The sequence below is a fragment of the Candidatus Kaelpia aquatica genome (assembly GCA_030765335.1).
In the GTDB taxonomy this organism is placed as follows: domain Bacteria; phylum Omnitrophota; class Gorgyraeia; order Kaelpiales; family Kaelpiaceae; genus Kaelpia; species Kaelpia aquatica.
In genome coordinates this window covers 26,265-45,690 of sequence record JAVCCU010000019.1, presented here as the reverse complement: position 1 = coordinate 45,690, position 19,426 = coordinate 26,265, and the positions used below count along the sequence as shown (strand labels likewise).

Below are 19,426 nucleotides of genomic sequence, written 5' to 3'. Positions count from 1 at the left end.
AATGGGAAAAGCTTTGATAAGTATAGTTTTGGGAAGTGATTCAGATCTGCCTATGATCAAAGGCGGCTTAGAGGCTTTAAAGAGTTTTAAGGTTGATCATGAAGTCAGAATATTATCAGCCCATCGCTGTCCCGATGATGTAAGGAAGTTTGCCCGTGGTGCTTCCAAGCGGGGTATAAAAGTCATAATAGCCTGTGCTGGTATGGCGGCACATCTACCTGGAGTAATTGCGTCTTTTACAACTCTTCCGGTAGTAGGAGTTCCTATTCCTTCTAAGGCTTTAAAAGGTGTTGATTCTCTGGCTTCGATATTGCAGATGCCTTCGGGTATACCGGTTGGAACTATGAGTATAGGTGAGACAGGAGTTAAGAATGGAGTTATATTTGCTCTCCAAGTAATAGCGTTAAATAGTGAGAGTTTAAGAAAGAAGCTGTTAAAATATAAAGAGAATCTAAGAAAACAGGTTTTAGCTAAAGATGAAAAAATATCCGCCATGTTTAAATGAACACCGAATATCTAAAACTTAGCGTACTTGACCCTGAAGAGGAGAAACTAGAGAAGGTAGTAAGAGTTCTTTCTAGGGGTGGTCTGGTTGTTTTGCCTACAGAGACAGTCTATGGGATAGGTTTTGATACCGAGTCTAAAGCAGCAATGGATAGAATAGAGGTTATAAAAAAAGAACGCCAAGATAAACCTTACAGCATATCCATTCCCGATTTTAGTTGGCTTAAAAATTATAGGCTCAGTAAAGATTCTCTCAACAAGGCCAATCTTATTGAGGATCTATTGCCCGGTCCGATTACATTTGTAGTAGAGACAGAAGATAGGGGTAAGTTAGGGTTTAGAGTTCCTATGAATAAGATTACTCAGGATGCAATAACTCTTTTTAAAAAACCTATCTATTTAGCCAGTGCTAATATCTCAGATGGTGTTCCTGCCAAAAATGCCCAGGAGGCTATTGACTATCTTTGGGGTAGAGTCGACTTGATAATAGATGGCGGCTGCTCTACTTTATGCGTAGCATCTTTAGTGCTTGATTTAACTCAAAATCCTGTGAAGATTTTAAGAGAAGGACCCCCTTTCTTTACAGCAGAGGTAAAGAAGAGGTTTAATATTAAATAATTATGAAAGTACTTTTTGTCTGTACAGGCAACAGCTGCCGCAGCCCTATAGCTGCTGCGCTTTTGAAAAAAATGGCTCAGGAACAGGGTTTAGATATTGAGACTAAAAGCTGTGGAACTGCCGCTCTCTTGGGTATGGAGGCTACTAAAGAGGCTATTGAGGTTTTAAAGAGAGAGGATATAAGGATATTTGATCATCGATCTAAGCCCTTAACAGAAGAGCTTATCGATTGGGCTGATCTTATTCTTGTGATGGAGGAGAGGCACAGAAGAAGCTTATTACAGTATCAACCCCAAGCCAATGAAAAAGTTTTCCTATTAACAGAGTTTGCAGGATCAGGAAAACAGGATATAATTGATCCTATTGCTAAGCCACTTGAAGTTTATGAAGGGTTGTCGATTGATTTGAAGTTCTATTTAATTAAAGTGATAGAAAGGATTGAGAATGAAAATATCTCTGGGTAGTGACCATAGAGGTTATAAAAGCAAAGAATATCTTAAGAAAATTCTTAAAGATCTTGATATCGCATATAGTGATGAAGGGACTTTAGGCGAGGAGTCTTGCGACTATCCTGATTTTGCTAAGTTAGCTGTCGAGAGAGTGCTGAGAGAAGAGGTCGATTTTGCAATTCTAATATGCGGCAGCGGTCTTGGGATGTCTATAGCAGCAAATAAATTTAAAGGTATTAGAGCTGCGCTCTGCTTGAGCGCTGATATGGCTCAGATGGCACGGCAACATAATGATGCTAATGTTTTGGTGCTTTCAGCAAGTTTTATAGAGCTAGGAGAGATTAAAAATATATTAAATGCCTGGTTAGGTAATGATTTTGAAGGGGGTAGACATGAGCGGAGAGTCCGCAAGATTAGCGAGTTTGAATAAACGGTATTTTTATCAGGATATTAAGAGGGTCGATCCAGATATCTACTCTTGTTTGATCAAAGAACTTAACAGGCTGCGGGACAATCTAGAGCTTATTGCTAGTGAGAATGTTGTTTCGTCCGCTGTCTTAGAGGCGGCCGGGAGCATATTAACAAATAAATATGCAGAGGGTTATCCTAATGCTCGCTGGTACGGTGGCTGCAAATATATCGATGAAATTGAAAGCATTGCAATAGAGCGAGGCAAAAAATTGTTTCGGGCTGAACATGCCAATGTACAGCCGCACTCTGGAACTCAGGCTAATATGGCGGTCTATGCAGCTGCTATAAAGGCAGGAGATACTCTTCTTGCTTTAGATATTGCATCCGGCGGACATCTCTCCCACGGTCATCCTAAAAACTTTTCTGGTCAAATTTACAACGTTGTAAAATATGGAGTAGACTCCAAGAGTTATCTTATAGATTATAATCAGGTTAGAGACCTAGCCAAGAAGCATAAGCCAAAGATCATAGTTGTTGGCCACAGTGCTTATCCAAGACAATTGGACTTTATGAAGTTTAGGGAGATAGCCGATGAAGTCGGAGCTTATATTCTTGCTGACATTGCTCATGTTGCAGGACTTGTTATAACAGATTTACACCCCAATCCGATTGATGCTGGAATTGAATTTACGACCACAACGACCCATAAGACTTTGCGAGGTGCAAGGGGCGGGATGATATTAACGAATAAAGAGTTTGCAAAATCTATAGACTCTAGTCTTTTTCCAGGTTCTCAGGGCGGACCGTTACCGCATATTATTGCAGCTAAGGCGATAGCTTTTAAAGAGGCCGCTAAGCCGGAGTTTAAAGAATACCAGAAGCATGTCCTGGCCAATGCTAAAACCTTGGCTAGTTGTTTTTTGAGCAAAGGGTATAATGTTATGACTGGAGGAACAGACAATCACCTTATTCTTCTGGACGTTCATGCTAAGTACGGTATTACAGGTAAAGATGCATCTCGCTGGCTTGAAGAGGCTAATATTACGGTTAACAAGAACCTTATTCCTTATGATAAGCAGTCTCCATTTTTAACAAGCGGGCTAAGAATTGGTTCTCCGGCTGTGACTACAAGAGGTATGGAAGAGAAGGAGATGGTGGAGATAGTCAACTTCATAGATCAAGTGTTAGAAAGTAAAGGTAGTGTTGATGCTGCAAAAAGAGTCAGGCTCAAAGTCCTAGAGCTGCTTGAGGATTTTCCTCTCTATCCGGAGATTAAAGATGAATAGTAGACCTTGCTGGGATAAGTACTTTATGAATATAGCAACCATTGTGGCTAGCCGTGCAACCTGTTTGCGGCGTAAAGTAGGGGCTCTTATAGTAAAAGAGAGAAGAATACTTGCCACAGGCTACAATGGTACTCCCTCAGGTGTCACGCACTGTGAGGAAGCAGGGTGCTTAAGAGAGAAGCTGAACGTTCCTTCAGGTCAGAGGCATGAGCTTTGCCGTGGGCTGCATGCAGAACAGAATGCGCTTCTTCAAGCTGCGCTTCATGGCATCAGCTTGAAAGGCTCGATTCTTTATTGTACAAACCAGCCTTGCATTATATGTGCCAAGATGCTTATAAATGCAGGAATAAAGGAAGTTGTTATAGATAATGGTTATCCGGATAAGCTGGCGGAAGATATGTTCAAAGAAGCTGGAATTAATATTAGGATTGCTGTGCTTGAAGATAATTTAGAGAGCACTATAGGCAAGCCTTAGATAACACAGCATGAGCAGAGGAGATCAATAGTTTTATTATGAAGTGTCCTTACTGCGGCAATATAGAAGATAGAGTCCTCGATTCGCGCAGCTCTTCAGAAGAGATTGTCATAAGAAGACGGAGAGAGTGCTTAAAATGTTTAAGGCGCTTTACAACATATGAGAAAATAGAGAGTATCCCTCTTATTATAATTAAAAAAGATGGCAGAAGAGAAGAGTTCTATCGCGACAAGGTTCTTAATGGTTTGCGCAAAGCCTGTGATAAAAGGTCTATCAGCATTGAAGAGTTAGACAATATAGCGGATAAGATTGAAAAAGACTTAGAAAAGAAAAATCAGAAAGAGATACCTTCTAAAATTATAGGTGAATTAATCATGAAATATTTACATAGGCTGGATCAGGTTGCCTATGTGAGATTTGCTTCTGTCTATAGAGAGTTTAAAGATATAGAAGAGTTTAAAATAGCACTAGATAAGCTCTTGAAGAAAAACAGTGCCAGCTAAGCTTTATTTAGGTAAAGTAAAGTATACTTCAAGATTAGCATCTTCTCTAATTTGATTAAACCAATCGTTTAGCGCTGCATTTTTCTTCTCTGTTAACAGCTCTTCTTGTAATTTATCTTTCTGCTCTTTGAATTCTTCCTCAACCACTTCTTTAATATCATCGATTCTAAGAACAATATATCCTGCCTGAGAAGTTATAACTTTTGGATTAAAGCCCTTGTTTTGGCTATTATCAAGAGCAGTCAAAATATCGGAAGCATTGCCTATGCCTTTTATATAACTGGCTGAGGTTATAAAATCTGTTTCGATGAATTCTAAGGCATTAGCAGCTAATATTGTTTGAATATCTTCTTCGTTATCCAAGGCTAGAATTATTGAGGACAATAATTCTTCAGCCTCTTTTTTTGCCAACTCGTTAGATTTAGAGGCTATATACTCTTTTAATACGCTCTCTTTGGCTTCGTCAAATTCAGGAATATAAGACGCTCTTTTCTCTATTAATTTTATGATATAGAAACCGTTTTTTGTCTCCATAGCACTGCTGATTTCACCCGGATTTAAGGAGAATGCCTGCTCTGTAATCTTGTAGGCCCAGCCGATTTCGGGGATAGGGTCCCAAGGAGAGAAGAACCCGGTTTCATTAAAAGAGAGGTTGGATTTCTCTGCAATTTGAGAGAGACTTGTTTCAGATGCGATATCATTCTCTATTTGCCAGATTAATTCTTGAGCTTTATCACGAGCATTTATTTGAATAAGGTAATCGGATATCTTTGCTCTTAAATCTTCATCGCTTAGACGGGACTCTTCTTTACTTTGCATCTCTTCTAATTCTGCTTCATGCTCTTTGAAATAGTTGTCTATCTCTTCCTCTAGAACTGTTGCTTCAGTTGCGAGGTCTTTGAATAATATGCCCAGACATTCCAGGTTTACTTGCTCCTCTTTTTTAAACCGCTCCCTGTTTTCGCCGTAAAAAGCACCGAGCTCCTCTTCCGTATGGGTTATATCTGCTAAGAACTCTGTAGGTTTTATAAGAATGTAGCTTAATTTAAATGAACTTTTTTCTGACTTAAATTTTTCCCAGGCTTCTATCTCTGTGGCTTCGACTCCTTCGGTTACCTGCTCTATTAATGTTTTTATTTTAAGGTTATCTCGTGTCTGTGCTTCATACTGTTGAGGCCTAAGTCCTAGATAGTATTTGAGCGTTGTTTCATAGCTATCTTTTGAAAAAGCGTTATTCTTCTGAAAAATAGGGGAGCTTTGAATGGCTGCTATTACCTCTGCATCGGATATCTTTATCTTTCTTCGCCTTGCTTCTTCTAGCAATATTATCCTCTGCCAGGTCTGCCCCTCTAGATTCAAAAGATCTTTTACTTTATTTAGGTTCTCTCCATAGAGCATTTGGGCTTGGTTGTAGACCGCATGGTATTGTTTGACAAAATCATCTTTAGGTATCTTTTTTGAAAATACCAATCCTGCAAGAGAGTCTTTACCTTTAGATTTTAGTACGCTACCCACGCCCCAGAGCATAAATGCAGGGACGATGATTATAGCAATAAAAAACATGATGATCTTAATATTCTTTTTCTTTCTAAATTTATCCAGCATAGCTAACTCCTTTTTTCCCTATGATTATATGGGAAAGAGTATCTCTGTGCAATAATTAAAACTGTTTAGTACGAGTTCAACCTATTTTTAAGGCTGGTTTTTAATGTTTTTTAGCTAGATTTAAGTTAAAATATCATATCAAAGAGATATAAAATGGAGAGAAAAGATATGGTGCCTAACAATATTCAAGTAGTCAAAGCAAAAGAGAGATTATTGCTGTTTTCAAAGTTTATTTCTAGAAATCAGCTAACCCATTCCTCTTTTGGAAATATCAGTTTAAAATTAGATGGTCAGATAATAATAAAAAATAGAGGGGTCAACTTAGAAGTGGCCTTAGAGTCTGATTTTTCGGTCATCTCGCTGGAAGATTCGATCGGCGAGCTTAAAGAGCATACTCTTATAAGTAGTGAGTGGAAGATGCACTGTTTAAGTTACCTTAAAAATCCTTCTCTAGGAGCGATACTGCATTTACACCCTATCTACATATCTCTTTTAGATGATTTAGATATTGATTTAGATTCGGATGATCTAGAGTTCAATTATCTTTTAAAAGGCAAAATCAAAAGAGTTCCATTTTATAATCCAGGCTCAGAAGAGTTGGCTAATATAGTAGCTTCTAATATAGATAAATACCACTTTTTAATATTGAATAAACATGGTATTGTCTCTGCAGCAGAAGATTTAGAGATTGCTTATAACTATGCCTTGACTGCAGAGAGATTAGCTCAGAAGTTGATTTATTTGAGATTACTTAAGAATCTATGTTAAGATAGGAAGCGGATGAATTTTTTAAATAGTTTAGTTAAAGTAGAGATGCAATATTTAATAGAAATAGGTTCAAACTATATCCGCCTAGCCCTTCTTGAAAAGAACAAAGATAGTCTTAAAGTTAAGAAGTTCGATTTTTTCTATACCAAAGGCATTAAAGAGGATGATCTATTCTGGGTCCTCTTTAAGGAACGCTTAGAGGCGTTTTCTGTCCCGGAGGCAAGAGGTGTCCATCTTATATTCTCACCTAACTATCTTCTGGCTTGCGCTAAAGTGTTGCCCGTGATTCCAAAAGCTGAAGTAATTAGTCACTGTATGCACGTGCTTACACGCGATATGCATATTACGCCTAGCGATTGCTATCTCGATCATAATATTGTTAAATTAGAGAAAGATAATGTTGTTGTTGGTATGATTACCGGGGTAAAGAGATCTATCTCAGATAGGGTTGTTGATATGTTGAGCAAACTAGGCATCGATGTAGAGAGAGTAGAGACCTCTATTGTATCGCTGGAAAACATCTTTTGCGGCTTGGGGCTAATACCAAGAGAGGGTTCTATCTTGGTATTGAGATTGGAAGAAAGTTATACCGAGTTCTTTTTTATGAAGGATAGAGTCATCAGTTCCTATAAAGTTTCAAGTTTTGGTCTCCAGGATTTAAAAAAATCTTTAATTCGGACAGTTTATACCAATGCTGGACCAATAGAGATAAGCGTGGAAGAGGCGGCTGAAATAGTAAAGAGCGTTGGTTATCCTCCAAAAGAAGGTAACTATGTTGTTAAAAGTGATAGGAGACTGAATATTTTAGAAAAAGCAGGCCATCCAGAAGTAAATGAGGGAGCGTTAAGCATTGCCTATCAACAGTTAAGAATGCTGCTTGCTCCAGCCCTTGATTCTTTCTCTCAAGAATTGGGAGTCTTTATATCTGAATATCTTGGCTTTTTCTCTGAAAAAGAGAAGATTGCCGGAGTCTGTATCATAGGTAGCGGAGCAAGTGTAAAGGGGTTAGGGGAATTTTTAGAAAGCAGATTTGCTATCTCTTATGTCTGCGTGGACCCTTTAAGTGTAACCGATAAAATAGAAGTAGGGGCGGATATTTCCGATAATTATAAAACTGAGATGGGTCTTATACCTGCAGCTTTGAATAGGACTTCCAAGCGGTATAATCTTACTTCGCCTTACTATAGAATCATAAAAGAGACACATAAAGCCAAAAATACAATCTATGTCTATCTGTCCGGGTTAGCAGGTTTTTTACTCTTTTTTTACCTAGGATTAAACTTAAATATGTTTTATTTAGAAAAAATAACCACTAGAGCTGAGAATGCATATAAAGAGCTAGGCCCTTTCTCTCAAAAGTTAAAAGAGGTTGATAAGTTATATGATAATATCGAGTCTTTAGAGGAAAAAATATCTCAAGTGTATACAGACTATTTTGATTGGGCAGGCATTTTAAAACAGATAAGTAGCGTAATTTCGGATCAGATTATCTTGGAGAAGATTCAAGGAGGGGCAGAAGGTAGCGAACGGATTGTATTGTTAAAAGGTAATATCAGTGCTGAATGGGGATCTTTGAACACGGTATTAAATAGTTTTGTCAAAAAGTTAGAAGAGACTGTCTACTTTAAAGAAGCTAAGATATTGGATACTATACATAAAGGTTATAGAAATCAATTATATTTTGAGTTGAAATGTTATTTAAATTAAAAAAATATTTTTTTGAAAAAACTAAATTAGCGGATTTAAGGTATTTAATTCGCTTTGTAAAAGAGAGGAAGATTGCCTTTCTTGTTATACTCTTTGCTTCTATTTTAGGCTATTTAATGTTACGAATATTTATCTTTTCTGAAATTTCAGAAGCGAGGAGTTATCAAAAGAGATTACACCATATAAGCAGGGAAATAAAAGATTTTGACGCTCTGCTCGCTAAGCACCCTAATATAGACCGGGAGATAGAGCTCCTAAGAAAGCGGAAGAGCATCCTTGAGGCTAGTTTCTCGAAAGAGCGGGAATTTCTTACTTTAGCAAATCAGGTGATAATGGAGATGGAAGAGTATGGAATCAGAATAGAGGATTTCAAATACATATATGACATTCCAGCTTCTCCTGTGGACGGTTTAGTAAGGTATGGTTTACAATTACAATGTATAGCTGACTTTTTGAATTTTGGGATGTTTCTTGAGAATTTAGAGCGTAAAAGTTTTAAATCTGGAATTTACGATTTAGACATAACCAAAATAGATGATTGGAACATAAGAATTGATATGAGAATAGATTTTATACTTAATCAAGAGAGATGAGAAAAAAATTAATCAGTTTAACTATATTTCTTGCATGCGGGTTTATTATAGGTATATATTTTATAGGCACCCCTGTGTTAGTGGTTCCAGATGTCGGCGATCTTAAAGAACGGCTTGATAATCAAGCAGAGGTAATCCTTCTTCCCAGCGCAGACGAGATGCGCTTCAATAAGAGGCCTAAAGAATGGTTGAGAAACCCCTTCACCCTACTTAGAGAGGCCGGTTTTTCAGGGGAGATTGCGATTGAAGCAATACTAATATCTCAGAGTGAGAGCCGGGTTATGATAGCAGGTGAGACTTACCGCGAGAATGATGTTGTTGGAGCTTACAGGATTAAAAAGATATTTGATGAATATATTATAATAACTGAAGGTGCAAAAGATTTAGTTATTAAACTGAAAAAAGGAGATTGAGATGAAAAGGATAATAATTGCAATAATGCTTACAATAGTTATGTTAAATCTCTCTTCCTTTGCAGAGGATCCAGGCTTTAAAGCGCCTGCAGATGATCTAAATTTTAAAGCATCGGAAGGGGTTATTCAGGCTCTAGAGATTAAAGATGCGGAGGTAAGAGATATACTTAGAATGTTGGCAGAACAGTTTGCTCTTAATATAGTTGTTTCGGATAAAGTTATAGGTAGAATCAGCGTTAAGTTTTCCAACATCACTGTCCCAGAAGCAATAGATGCAATAGTTACAGCAAGCGGATATGCTTACACAAAGAAAGGTTCAGTTATAAAAGTTACCACTATGAGTGAAATTGAAAGAGAGGCACCTTTTACGAAGGTCTTTGTTTTGAATAATGCTACTGCCGAAGATATGAAGGCTAGCCTTGCAAAAGTTCTTACAGCCGCAGGTTCGATAGAAGTTGATAAAAGATCTAATGCGCTTATTGTAACCGATGTTTCTAATATAATTGAAACAGTTGCAAAGCTGGTAAAAGAGTTAGACAAAGAGACTCCACAGGTTTTAATAGAGGCTAAGATTGTTGAGACCAGCGTGGATGACGATACTCAGTTGGGCATAAAGTGGAATATGAAGGCTACAGCTTCTGGAGCTAGCAGGCCTGCTACTTTTCCCTTCAGCAATGATCATGGAGGTAAGCTCTATCCTAAAAATAGTACCGGCGAAACTACAACTGCTGGCATAGCGGACGAGGGTACTTTTCCAAATTCTAGCGGATTTCCTTATGCAGGGGCAGATGATTTTACATTTGGGACTTTGAACTTTAGCGAGTTCCAGGCAGTATTTCAAGCTATACAGCAGGATGTAGATAGCAAGATATTGTCTCATCCTAGGATTGTTACGCTAAATAATGAAGAAGCAAAGATATTAGTCGGAACAAAGGTTCCAATCCCTGTCTATACTTTTAACAGTGAGACCGGTACCTATGAGATCTCTGGTTATGAAGAAGAGGATGTTGGGATATCTTTAGTGGTGACCCCCCATATATCTCCAAATAACAGGATAAAACTGACCCTCCATCCTATAGTAAGTGATTTCTCAGGGGTCTATGTGGGGCCGAATAATGAACGCCCTTATATTGATACGAGAGAAGCTACTACTCAGGTTCAGCTTGCAGATGGAGAGACAGTAGTTATCGGAGGTTTAATAAAACAGAGAGAAGTAGATACGGTGGATAAGGTGCCGTTTTTAGGAGATATACCGCTCCTGGGCCTTATCTTTAGGCATAAACGTAAGGAGTTAGAGACAACAGATCTTTTAATATTTGTTACAGCCAGTATTGTGCGTAGCAAAATAGAACGCCAAGAACAACTGGTTGAAATCAAAAAACTTTTCAAGCCAGAGAAAGAGCTGGAATAATATTGTGGTTGAAAAAAAAGATATAAAAGTTCTATCTATCCGCAGTGCCTCAGTAATGCTATCTGTTATCTTCTTGATTTTTGTTTATATTTTTATTCAACAGAGAGTCCAGATTGTTTTTTTAGAGAAAAAGGTTAGAGGTATCAATGAAGGGCTGCTGCTTAAAATGGGACAGATTAATGAAGAAATTTCAGAGAGAAAGAGCATGGCGACTAAGATAAAAACCCTTAGAGAGGAAGTGCTCTCTCTAAAAGTAGAGCGTAAGTCTTTAGAGAGAAGCCTTATAGATGTGCAGTTAGAACTCGATAATGCGTATCCTCGCCTTAGAAAGAAGATAAGTTCTTTAGATCAGAGTGTTGATAATCTAGCTAAGGAGAAGAAAGAGCTTCAACTGAAGATAAAGAGGTTTGATAAAGAGATTGATCTTCTGCTGAAAAAGGAAAAAGATTTAGATTTTCTTGGGCAAGAGAATGAAAATTTTAAACTTCAACTACAGAACATAGAGAAAGATTATAAAATTCTAACTGCTGAGAAAGAAGATCTTTCTCGGGAAGTTAAGAAATTTAAAAGCATAGAAGACAAAATAAAAAAATTAAATGCCGAAAACTTAAGTTTAAAACATAGATTGAGCAATATTGAAGAAGATAAAGATGTTTTGGTCCGGGAGGTTCAGATTCTAAGACTTACTATTTCTGAGTTAAAAAAAATACTACATAAAAGAGAGAAGGATATAGGGGCTGCGAAGACTCTTCTAGAGGAGGCTAAAGTCAAGACTGGATTGAGAGCAGAAGAGGTTTTAGAATTACGGGACAGCGTCGATAGTTTAGCTAAAGAGAGAGAAGGGATCCTCAAAATACTTATTGATAAAGAGAGCAGGATTGCAGAGAAGGTTAATACAATCCGGGATTTAGAAGACAAGTTAATAGAGATTCAAGATCAGTTTCAGAGACAGAGGGAGGAGGCTTTAAGTCTAAACAACGAGAATGAGAAGCTTAAAATAGAGCTTAAAGATTTTAAAACCAATTACAAGAGTCTCAGCGCAGTCTTAGGAGATGTTTCAGATGTGAATACTCAATTGCAGCATAAGATAAGCGTCTTAGGCGATGTTCTTGATAAATCCGATAGGGGCGATATTAAAAACGAGAAATCAGTGGTAGATTTAGGTAGTATGAAGATAGATAAGATAGAACCAGAGGTGGCTTTGACCAGCTTGATATATCAGCTTAGAAAAAGTCGTGAGCATGCATCTGGGGGGGAGCAAGAGTTATACCTTGAGAAAGAAGCTGCTGCCCATTACAATCTAGGGGTCTACTACTTAAAGAACAACCGCTTTAAAGAGGCTTTAGATGAATTTTTGAAAAGCCATGGAATAATTTCAGACGATGCTGATACAGTGTATAATATCGGTTTGATATATAGATATTATATCTATGATTACGATAAAGCCAGGTATTATTTTACTCGATATTTAAAGCTTAAGCCTAAATCGAAAGATAGAAAGGATGTAGAGAATATACTTAAGGAGATATCGCGATGAATGATGAATATGTCCTGCTCGGTGGCGGAGATTTACAATTTTTAAATCTTCTTTCAGATAAAATACAGAAGGACTCTACGGCTAAGGAGGTCTCTGTTGTGAATGAAGCTTTTGATGCATTTTGTAAAATACAGTCAAGACAGCCTAAGGTTGTGGTATTGGAGATGATATTTCCTCAATGGGACTGGGATGGTCATCTGATTTTTAAGTTTCTTAAGAAAGACAAAAGGTTTAAAGATATGAAGGCAATACTTATAACAGATACTTTGGATAATAAGGCTCAGGAGATTGCGAAAGACGAAGATATTGATAAAGTCTTATTCAAAATATACAACATAGATTATATATTTGAAGAGATAAAAAAATTTATTTAAGAGATGCAAGAGATTATTCCTATATTACTTGAGAAGGGGTTGATAGATCAAAGGCAGATAGAGAAGGCTAAATCTTTATCTGTTCAAAAGAATAAAGATATCTTAGAAATTCTCATTGAGATGAACTCGGAGAACGAAAAGGTAGTCTTTAAAGAGCTATCTCTTTTTTATAAGATCCCCTATCTAGAGCTAGATTATATTGATTTTGGCAAAGATACAACATATATGCTGCCAGAGGATTTTGCCCGTAAAAACAATGTATTACCTCTATTTAAAATTAACGATTGGTTTTTTGTAGGCACACTATTTCCTATAGCCCAAGCGGCTATGACCGAAATCCGTAATTTTACAGGATTCAATGTAAGACCTGTTTTATTATCTGGGTCTGAGATGAATAGCGGTATTGATAAAGTCTATAGATCAGTATCTAGCGCAGAGAAGATAGTTCAGAAGATTGGAGAGATAGGCGATGATATGGGAGATTCTGTTATTCAGATCATCAATCTTGTCATAGCTCAGGCTGTTAGAGACAGAACTTCTGATATCCATATTGAACCTGAGGCGGATAAGCTCAGAATAAGATTTAGGATTGATGGCGTATTACAAGAAGTTCCATCTCCGCCCAAATCGTTTGAGATGGCTATGATATCTCGCATAAAAGTCATGGCTAATATGGACATAGCAGAGTCTAGATTGCCTCAAGACGGCCACTTTAAAGTCGATGTAGATGCTAAGGAGATTGACGTCAGGGTTTCAACCTTGCCGACGATCAACGGAGAAAATGTAGTTTTGAGGATTCTCGATACAGCCAATGTACTCTTAGGCCTGGAGAAGCTTGGCTTTGACGGTGATTCCCTGAGACTGTTTAGAAAGGCAATAGCACAACCTTACGGCATGATTCTTACTACAGGTCCCACTGGAAGTGGGAAAACAACAACACTCTATTCAGCCCTTATGGAGCTTAATACTATAGATAAGCATATTGTAACAGTTGAGGATCCTGTAGAGTATAGGCTTCCTCTAATAAGACAGGTGCAGGTCAATTCTAGGGCAGGGTTGAATTTTACAAGCGGTCTGCGTTCTATTTTGCGGCATGACCCTGATATTATAATGATTGGAGAGATTAGGGATATGGATGCGGCAACCATAGCTATACAAGCAGCTTTAACCGGACATCTTGTGTTCTCTACGCTGCATACAAATGATGCTCCTTCTGCTGTTACAAGATTGCAAAATATGGGAGTAGAGCCTTATCTTATCTCTGCTAGCCTTATTGCGGTTATGGCTCAGAGATTAGCAAGACAGATCTGCCCCCAATGTAAGGTTAGCTATAAAGCCTCTGAGTCGATTATTGAGCGCTTTAATTTGCGCAGCTATAACAAGAAGATCTCCCTCTATAAGGGAGAGGGCTGCGATTACTGTAAAGGCACAGGCTATCAAGGGAGAGTCGGTCTTTTTGAGGTCTTGCTTTTAGATGACGAATTAAAAGAGATGATCATTTCTGGCGCATCGGTTGTAGCGTTACGCAGCAAGGCCCAATCTAAAGGAATGAAATCATTGTTTGAAGATGGTATAACAAAAGCATTGCGAGGCGCTATTACTTTAGATGAAGTCTCTAGAGTATGCGAAGAGGTGGTCGAAATTAAACCTAAGAAGGATATCAATTTAGACGAAGATGTTAAAGTAAAGGCAGGAGCTAAGAGAGAGAGCAAAATAGCAATCGAGGATGTAGAGAATTATAATAAAGATATGAAAGAGTGGATTGCTAAAAAAGAAAAAAAGACCAAAAGAGAATAATTTTAAAATGGCTATTTATAATTATCTTGCAAGAAATAAGAACGGAGAAGCGGTTAAGGGTAAAGTAACCGTTACAGGCGAGAGCGAATTGATGCAGTTTTTTAAAGAGAGAGACTTGCTTCCAATAAGTTTTGATAAAGTCGAAGCTGCTACTACTTCGGTTAAAAGAGATAACAGGTTCTCTATTTTTAAGAACCGTGTAAACAAGAGGGACTTAATAGCCTTCACTCTGCAGTTTTCTACTACTATTAAAGCCGGGATTCCTATTGTGAATGCGTTAAGGTTTTTAGTTGAAGAGACTCAAGATAAATTTTTTCAAGCGGTTCTTTCTGAAGTCATTGTTAAAGTTGAACAGGGAGTACCATTGTCTAAAGCCATGGCAAGCTTCTCCGATGTCTTTCCTAAGATTTACACCGAGATGATTGCCTCAGGCGAGGTTGCAGGTACGCTGGATGAAATATTAAGTAATCTTGCTAAGACGATGGAGAGGGATTACAATATATCTGTAGAGGTAAAGAATGCTTTGCGTTATCCGGTCCTTGTTTTTACGGGAATAATATCTGCTATATTCTGCATATCTTTATTTGTAATACCCAGATTTGCAAGAGTTTATGGCCAGTTTGATGTGGAGCTGCCCTTACCTACGAGAATACTTTTAGGAACTAGCGGATTCTTGATAAATAATATTGTCTTTTTAGTAGTGTTTACATTGGCAAGTGTTATAGGATTTAATTATTGGAGAAAGACAAGTCGCGGCAGTTTTCTCTGGGGTAAGATAAAACTAAGAATTCCTATATTCGGGGAGATATTTCTTAAAGTAAGCCTGCTTAGATTCTGCTTTATTTTTAACGCCTTAAATAGTGTAGGCATACCGATTTTAAAAGCCCTCGAAATTGTTTCTAAGACTTTAGGTAATGATTTTTTGCAAAATCAGATTGAAGGTTTTGGGAAGGGGGTATCAGAAGGCCAGGCTCTCTCTGTTTTGATGAAAGAGAGCAAAGCTTTTCCTAAATTGGTCGGCAATATGATTGGAGTAGGAGAGCAGACAGGAGCTATGGATATAGTGTTAGAATCTTTGAGCTCTTATTATCATATGGAATTAAAAAGCAAGATAGATGCTCTAACTGTCACAATAGAACCAGTACTTACTGCTTTTCTTGCTGTCGGTGTGTTAATCTTAGCTATGGGAGTGTTCTTGCCTATGTGGAATATGACCCAATTATTTAAAACATAATGAAAGAGATAAAAATATGTATTCTATCCGGGGCGGTGTTGTTGTTTATATTGGCTTTTAAACTTTCAGCTGCAGTGAATATCTGCCTCTCTTTGATATTGGCTACTTTTTTGCTGACAGCTCTTATTTTTTACAAGAAACCTGAACTAGTCAATTTTAAGCTGGTTGATATTTTAAGTGTTATTGTCGGCTCGTTCTTTGTTTATTCCATAGTTTTTTCAATATTGAAGAGTAGTATTTTTTTAATATACCCGGCGACCATAGTGTGTATACCTTATTTATATTTTATTTCTAAGGCAGCTAAAGGTAAGACTGCTGTCGGAAAAAATATAGAAGGTGATAGGCTGGCCTTAAGGACTGGCATGTGTTTTGATCTTGAGATGCGTAGATTGACAGACAAAGAGTTTACCATTAAAGGATTAACTAAAGATTTAAGCACAACAGGTATGAAAGTTTTCTCCCAAGACTCTTTTGATAAAGGCGATGAGTGTTATTTCAGGCTTTATCTGCCTCAGGAGAGTTGGCCTTTGACCGGTGAAGCTAAAATTGTATGGGCGAAGAGCGTAGATGATGGCCATGAATATGGTATGGTCTTTACAAGTATAAGCGATAGAGATAGAGGTAAGCTTGCTTTAAAACAAGGGTTCTCTCTGTTGGAATAAGTCAATGCCGGGGGTTTTAAAATGTTATCAATAATTGTTCCTGTCTATAACGAGGAAAATACAATAATAGATGTTTTAAACAAACTCCTAAGCCTTAATGTTGATAAAGAGATAATAGTGGTTAATGATGGTTCAACAGATAATACTAAGCAGAGATTAAATGAGACGGCTAATAATTCAAAGATAAAACAGATCTCTTTAAGTACAAATAAGGGTAAAGGCAATGCTATAAGAGAAGGTTTAAAAGTCGCCTCTGGCGATATTGTTGCTATTCAGGATGCAGATTTAGAATATAATCCAGATGATATGATCACGCTTTTCAATATTTTAAAAGATAGAGACGTAGAGGTTATTTATGGGGATAGATTCTGTTTTGATTATGAGACTCCTATTTGGCATAGGATGGGGAATAGATGCTTAAGTATCTTTAGCAGCCTGCTTTATTTTAGCTGGGTAAAAGATATGGAAACTTGCTATAAGTTAATGTATCGCAAAAACTGGTTAAGTTTAGAATTAAAATCAGACAGGTTTGAAGTAGAAGCAGAGATTACAGCTAAGGTTTTAAGGAGTAAGTTTAAGTTTTGCCAACATCCTATAAGTTATAGATTTAGAAGTTATGGAGAGGGTAAGAAGATATCCTATAAAGACGGGCTAAGATCTATCTCTGTTCTTTTCAAGTACCGTTTTCAATATTAATCTTATATAATGCGAAATTATTCCAGCGATATTGAAGAGCTAGATCTTTAAAGTAGACCTCCCCTAATGTGTATAACTCTTTTTTTTCCATAAGAGGAGCTGTATATGTTTTCATAAATTGTTCGTCTATTAATATGAAGTCAATATTATTCTCTTTGAAAAACAGGTTTATACTGGTTCTTGAACTTTTTAGCCTTTTTCTGAAGGAATATTCTTCAAAGATGCTCTCTTGATAAAGCTCTCTTTCTAGGAGATAGGCTATTGGTCCCATCTCTAGGAGCATTATCTTGGCTTTTTGAGGGAGACTATTATTTATATATTCTATTATAGGGTAGGCCCTTATATGGTGCGTCATAAATTCAGATTTTGATTCTCTGCCCAAAATAAAATTATAAGGTTTAATTTTATAGCAGTCTTTCAAGGGGTAATAGAGATATAGTAATCCTGCAAATATGAGTACATAGTTTAAATATTTTAATTTTAGAAGACTCAAATAGAAGCCGGTTATAATGGATAGGATTGCAAGCAGCGGTATTAAGAATCTTATTTGCTGGCTGAGTAAGAACCAAAGCAGTAAGTATATTAGCGGCATGTATAGCAGGCTTTTGTATGGGATGGTCTTTCTTATTTTAATAATTGCAGCGATACTTGCTATGAAGAGCAAGCTTATTTTTCCATCAAATTTACTTGGGATTCCAAATTCAGATTCAAATAGCAATCTATAGGGTAGAAGTAGAAAGTCTTTAAAATAAATGCCTTCTCCGTAGCTTTTAAAATAAGCCATAATTAATTCGAATTTTTCTGCCTCGATGTTTTGATATCCAAATATGTTTGATAAAAACGGGAAGAAGGGGTTGCCTGTTTGAATATAGTTTCTAATATAGAAAGGAGAAGCAATGAGAGTGGCAACTAGAGCAAACCTGAGACAGGATTTAAATGACTTATAGATACTTCCATCTATCTCAATTATTAGCAGTCCTGATAGTGCAATCCAGATTAGACCTAGATACTTCATTCCTGTTGCAAAACCAATAGAGATTGCAGCAAGGTAGAGGTAGGCTCTGTTTCTAGATTGCCGGGATTGTATTATCATGTAGATTCCAAGCAGAAGATAGAAGGAGAAGCTTATGTCGAGGTAAGCCCATGCGGCATTCTTTGTTATTGTAGGAGCCGAGAGAAATATTATTCCTGCAATCATGCCATGTATGGGTTTGGCCTCTCTATTTAAGATCTTAACAAAGTCCATGATTAAAAAAATACTCATTATAAGAAACAGAGAGTGCATTAATTTAGGCATGATATCGCTAGATAGAGATATCAAAAATGAATAGAATAGCCCCCAGTAAGCAGGGAAGTAGCTGTAAATATTCTCTGCTATTGTCATAATCTGTCCATCTTCTAGGTATAATTTTGGTAAGTAGAGGTGATAGTTTAATGCATCGCGTGAGACCGGAGGAGTTAGGGCATTAAGCTGTGTTATGAAAAGATAAGATGCTATTAATAATAAAGGTAGAATTATTTCAGCTCTAATAGTTTTTAAATAGTTGAGCTTTGATAAGCATGACTTACAGTCTTTAATCATAGGTCTAAGCAGTAATAGTGATAGTATAATTATTGAGGTCAAGATATACTGTGCTTTTAGCAGACCTGTAAATCCCAGCAGAGTGGTTATAAGAGTTATAAGTATGATAGCAAATGGTATCTTGCAGTATAATTTGTTAGATATATCAGCAGTAATGATATATCTGCCCAAATTGTTTAAAAGGAAGAGCAGGTAAATATAGGTCAGTAATATTTGGAGTATACCCATCTTTTTAATGTCTAAAGTTGTTTATATTATGTTAATATATTAGCAGATTTGTATTATTTATTTAGCTAAATTTAGTTAAATTTATTGTAGACATGGTTAATATTACATTATATAATAATTCAGCATGAAAAATAGATTTTGTTTTAATATAGAAAGTCAGTTAAAGGAGGTGTTAGCATGAAACGTGGTTTTACACTGATTGAATTGGTAATGGTAATAGTTGTTATATCTATTTTGGCAGCTATAGCGGTTCCTAAGTTCATCGATTTACAGGCAAATGCAAGAGAGGCTGCTTGTGATGGAACTGTTGCTACCATAAGATCTGCACTTGCTGCTTATTATGCACAGACAGCAATTGCTGGCAGTGCGGTATTTCCTACAACCTTAGCTTTATCTACGTTTGCGCATAACTATTTTGCTTCTGGAGATACAGCATTATGTCCGAATGGGGATGCTTATACTTATGTTGCAGCTACAGGTGTTGTAACAGAACATGACCACACTCCTTGATTAATATGTAAATTTATTACGGCTTTTAGGGAGACCTTGGTCTCCCTAAGGCCGTTTTTTATT

The 19,426-nt window shown here is 37.0% G+C and carries 21 protein-coding genes; 19 read left to right on the top strand and 2 right to left on the bottom strand.

What is annotated here, in order from left to right:
* Window position 1: 1 nt before the first annotated feature.
* From purE to nrdR, 7 genes are read left to right on the top strand one after another with little or no spacing between them, the layout of a single operon-like run.
* The gene (purE, locus tag P9X27_03410; GenBank protein ID MDP8253429.1) at window positions 2-505 is read left to right on the top strand and encodes a 5-(carboxyamino)imidazole ribonucleotide mutase; all 504 of its coding nucleotides are present in this window, start codon (window positions 2-4) and stop codon (window positions 503-505) included.
* Window positions 502-1,122 carry an L-threonylcarbamoyladenylate synthase gene (locus tag P9X27_03405; GenBank protein ID MDP8253428.1) on the top strand — a complete coding sequence of 207 codons (621 nt, stop codon included), beginning with the start codon at window positions 502-504 and terminating at the stop codon, window positions 1,120-1,122. Before purE ends, P9X27_03405 begins: the two co-directional genes overlap by 4 nt.
* Window positions 1,123-1,124: 2 nt before the next feature.
* A complete protein-coding gene (locus tag P9X27_03400) occupies window positions 1,125-1,586 on the top strand; it encodes a low molecular weight protein arginine phosphatase (protein MDP8253427.1) in 462 nt (153 codons plus the stop codon).
* On the top strand, window positions 1,567-2,001 hold the full coding sequence (gene rpiB, locus P9X27_03395; GenBank protein ID MDP8253426.1) for a ribose 5-phosphate isomerase B: 435 nt from the start codon (window positions 1,567-1,569) through the stop codon (window positions 1,999-2,001). Before P9X27_03400 ends, rpiB begins: the two co-directional genes overlap by 20 nt.
* A complete protein-coding gene (glyA, locus tag P9X27_03390) occupies window positions 1,964-3,268 on the top strand; it encodes a serine hydroxymethyltransferase (GenBank protein ID MDP8253425.1) in 1,305 nt (434 codons plus the stop codon). Before rpiB ends, glyA begins: the two co-directional genes overlap by 38 nt.
* Window positions 3,261-3,743: a cytidine/deoxycytidylate deaminase family protein gene (locus P9X27_03385; protein ID MDP8253424.1), complete on the top strand. Its 483-nt coding sequence runs from the start codon at window positions 3,261-3,263 to the stop codon at window positions 3,741-3,743. Before glyA ends, P9X27_03385 begins: the two co-directional genes overlap by 8 nt.
* 38 nt (window positions 3,744-3,781) lie before the next feature.
* Window positions 3,782-4,246: a transcriptional regulator NrdR gene (nrdR, locus tag P9X27_03380; GenBank protein ID MDP8253423.1), complete on the top strand. Its 465-nt coding sequence runs from the start codon at window positions 3,782-3,784 to the stop codon at window positions 4,244-4,246.
* A 3-nt stretch (window positions 4,247-4,249) separates the two neighbouring features.
* Here the strand turns inward: nrdR and P9X27_03375 are convergent, their stop codons facing one another.
* Entirely contained in the window at window positions 4,250-5,851 is a 1,602-nt protein-coding gene (locus P9X27_03375) for a SurA N-terminal domain-containing protein (protein MDP8253422.1), read from the bottom strand.
* A gap of 153 nt (window positions 5,852-6,004) precedes the next feature.
* Here P9X27_03375 and P9X27_03370 point away from each other — a divergent pair, with 153 nt between their 5' ends.
* The 11 genes from P9X27_03370 to P9X27_03320 are packed head-to-tail and all read left to right on the top strand — an operon-like array spanning window position 6,005 to window position 17,043.
* Window positions 6,005-6,619, top strand: a complete 615-nt coding sequence (locus P9X27_03370; GenBank protein MDP8253421.1) for a class II aldolase/adducin family protein — start codon at window positions 6,005-6,007, stop codon at window positions 6,617-6,619.
* A gap of 12 nt (window positions 6,620-6,631) precedes the next feature.
* Complete coding sequence (locus tag P9X27_03365; GenBank protein ID MDP8253420.1) at window positions 6,632-8,326, top strand: hypothetical protein; 1,695 nt, start codon at window positions 6,632-6,634, stop codon at window positions 8,324-8,326.
* Window positions 8,311-8,919 (top strand): hypothetical protein, encoded by a 609-nt coding sequence (locus P9X27_03360; protein ID MDP8253419.1) that lies wholly within the window; start codon window positions 8,311-8,313, stop codon window positions 8,917-8,919. The genes P9X27_03365 and P9X27_03360 overlap by 16 nt, the downstream gene beginning before the upstream one ends.
* A complete protein-coding gene (locus P9X27_03355) occupies window positions 8,916-9,332 on the top strand; it encodes a hypothetical protein (GenBank protein ID MDP8253418.1) in 417 nt (138 codons plus the stop codon). The genes P9X27_03360 and P9X27_03355 overlap by 4 nt, the downstream gene beginning before the upstream one ends.
* Window position 9,333: 1 nt before the next feature.
* Entirely contained in the window at window positions 9,334-10,743 is a 1,410-nt protein-coding gene (locus P9X27_03350; protein ID MDP8253417.1) for a secretin N-terminal domain-containing protein, read from the top strand.
* 4 nt (window positions 10,744-10,747) lie between these two features.
* Window positions 10,748-12,280 carry a hypothetical protein gene (locus P9X27_03345; protein MDP8253416.1) on the top strand — a complete coding sequence of 511 codons (1,533 nt, stop codon included), beginning with the start codon at window positions 10,748-10,750 and terminating at the stop codon, window positions 12,278-12,280.
* The gene (locus P9X27_03340) at window positions 12,277-12,654 is read left to right on the top strand and encodes a hypothetical protein (GenBank protein ID MDP8253415.1); all 378 of its coding nucleotides are present in this window, start codon (window positions 12,277-12,279) and stop codon (window positions 12,652-12,654) included. The genes P9X27_03345 and P9X27_03340 overlap by 4 nt, the downstream gene beginning before the upstream one ends.
* 3 nt (window positions 12,655-12,657) lie before the next feature.
* Entirely contained in the window at window positions 12,658-14,451 is a 1,794-nt protein-coding gene (locus P9X27_03335; protein MDP8253414.1) for a GspE/PulE family protein, read from the top strand.
* A gap of 7 nt (window positions 14,452-14,458) precedes the next feature.
* Complete coding sequence (locus tag P9X27_03330) at window positions 14,459-15,685, top strand: type II secretion system F family protein (protein MDP8253413.1); 1,227 nt, start codon at window positions 14,459-14,461, stop codon at window positions 15,683-15,685.
* Entirely contained in the window at window positions 15,685-16,347 is a 663-nt protein-coding gene (locus P9X27_03325) for a PilZ domain-containing protein (protein ID MDP8253412.1), read from the top strand. Before P9X27_03330 ends, P9X27_03325 begins: the two co-directional genes overlap by 1 nt.
* 21 nt (window positions 16,348-16,368) lie before the next feature.
* Window positions 16,369-17,043 carry a glycosyltransferase family 2 protein gene (locus P9X27_03320; GenBank protein MDP8253411.1) on the top strand — a complete coding sequence of 225 codons (675 nt, stop codon included), beginning with the start codon at window positions 16,369-16,371 and terminating at the stop codon, window positions 17,041-17,043.
* Here the strand turns inward: P9X27_03320 and P9X27_03315 are convergent.
* A complete protein-coding gene (locus P9X27_03315) occupies window positions 17,021-18,625 on the bottom strand; it encodes a hypothetical protein (GenBank protein ID MDP8253410.1) in 1,605 nt (534 codons plus the stop codon). The genes P9X27_03320 and P9X27_03315 overlap by 23 nt on opposite strands.
* 405 nt (window positions 18,626-19,030) lie before the next feature.
* Between P9X27_03315 and P9X27_03310 the strand changes: the two genes are divergently transcribed.
* The gene (locus P9X27_03310) at window positions 19,031-19,363 is read left to right on the top strand and encodes a type II secretion system protein (GenBank protein ID MDP8253409.1); all 333 of its coding nucleotides are present in this window, start codon (window positions 19,031-19,033) and stop codon (window positions 19,361-19,363) included.
* Window positions 19,364-19,426 lie beyond the last annotated feature (63 nt).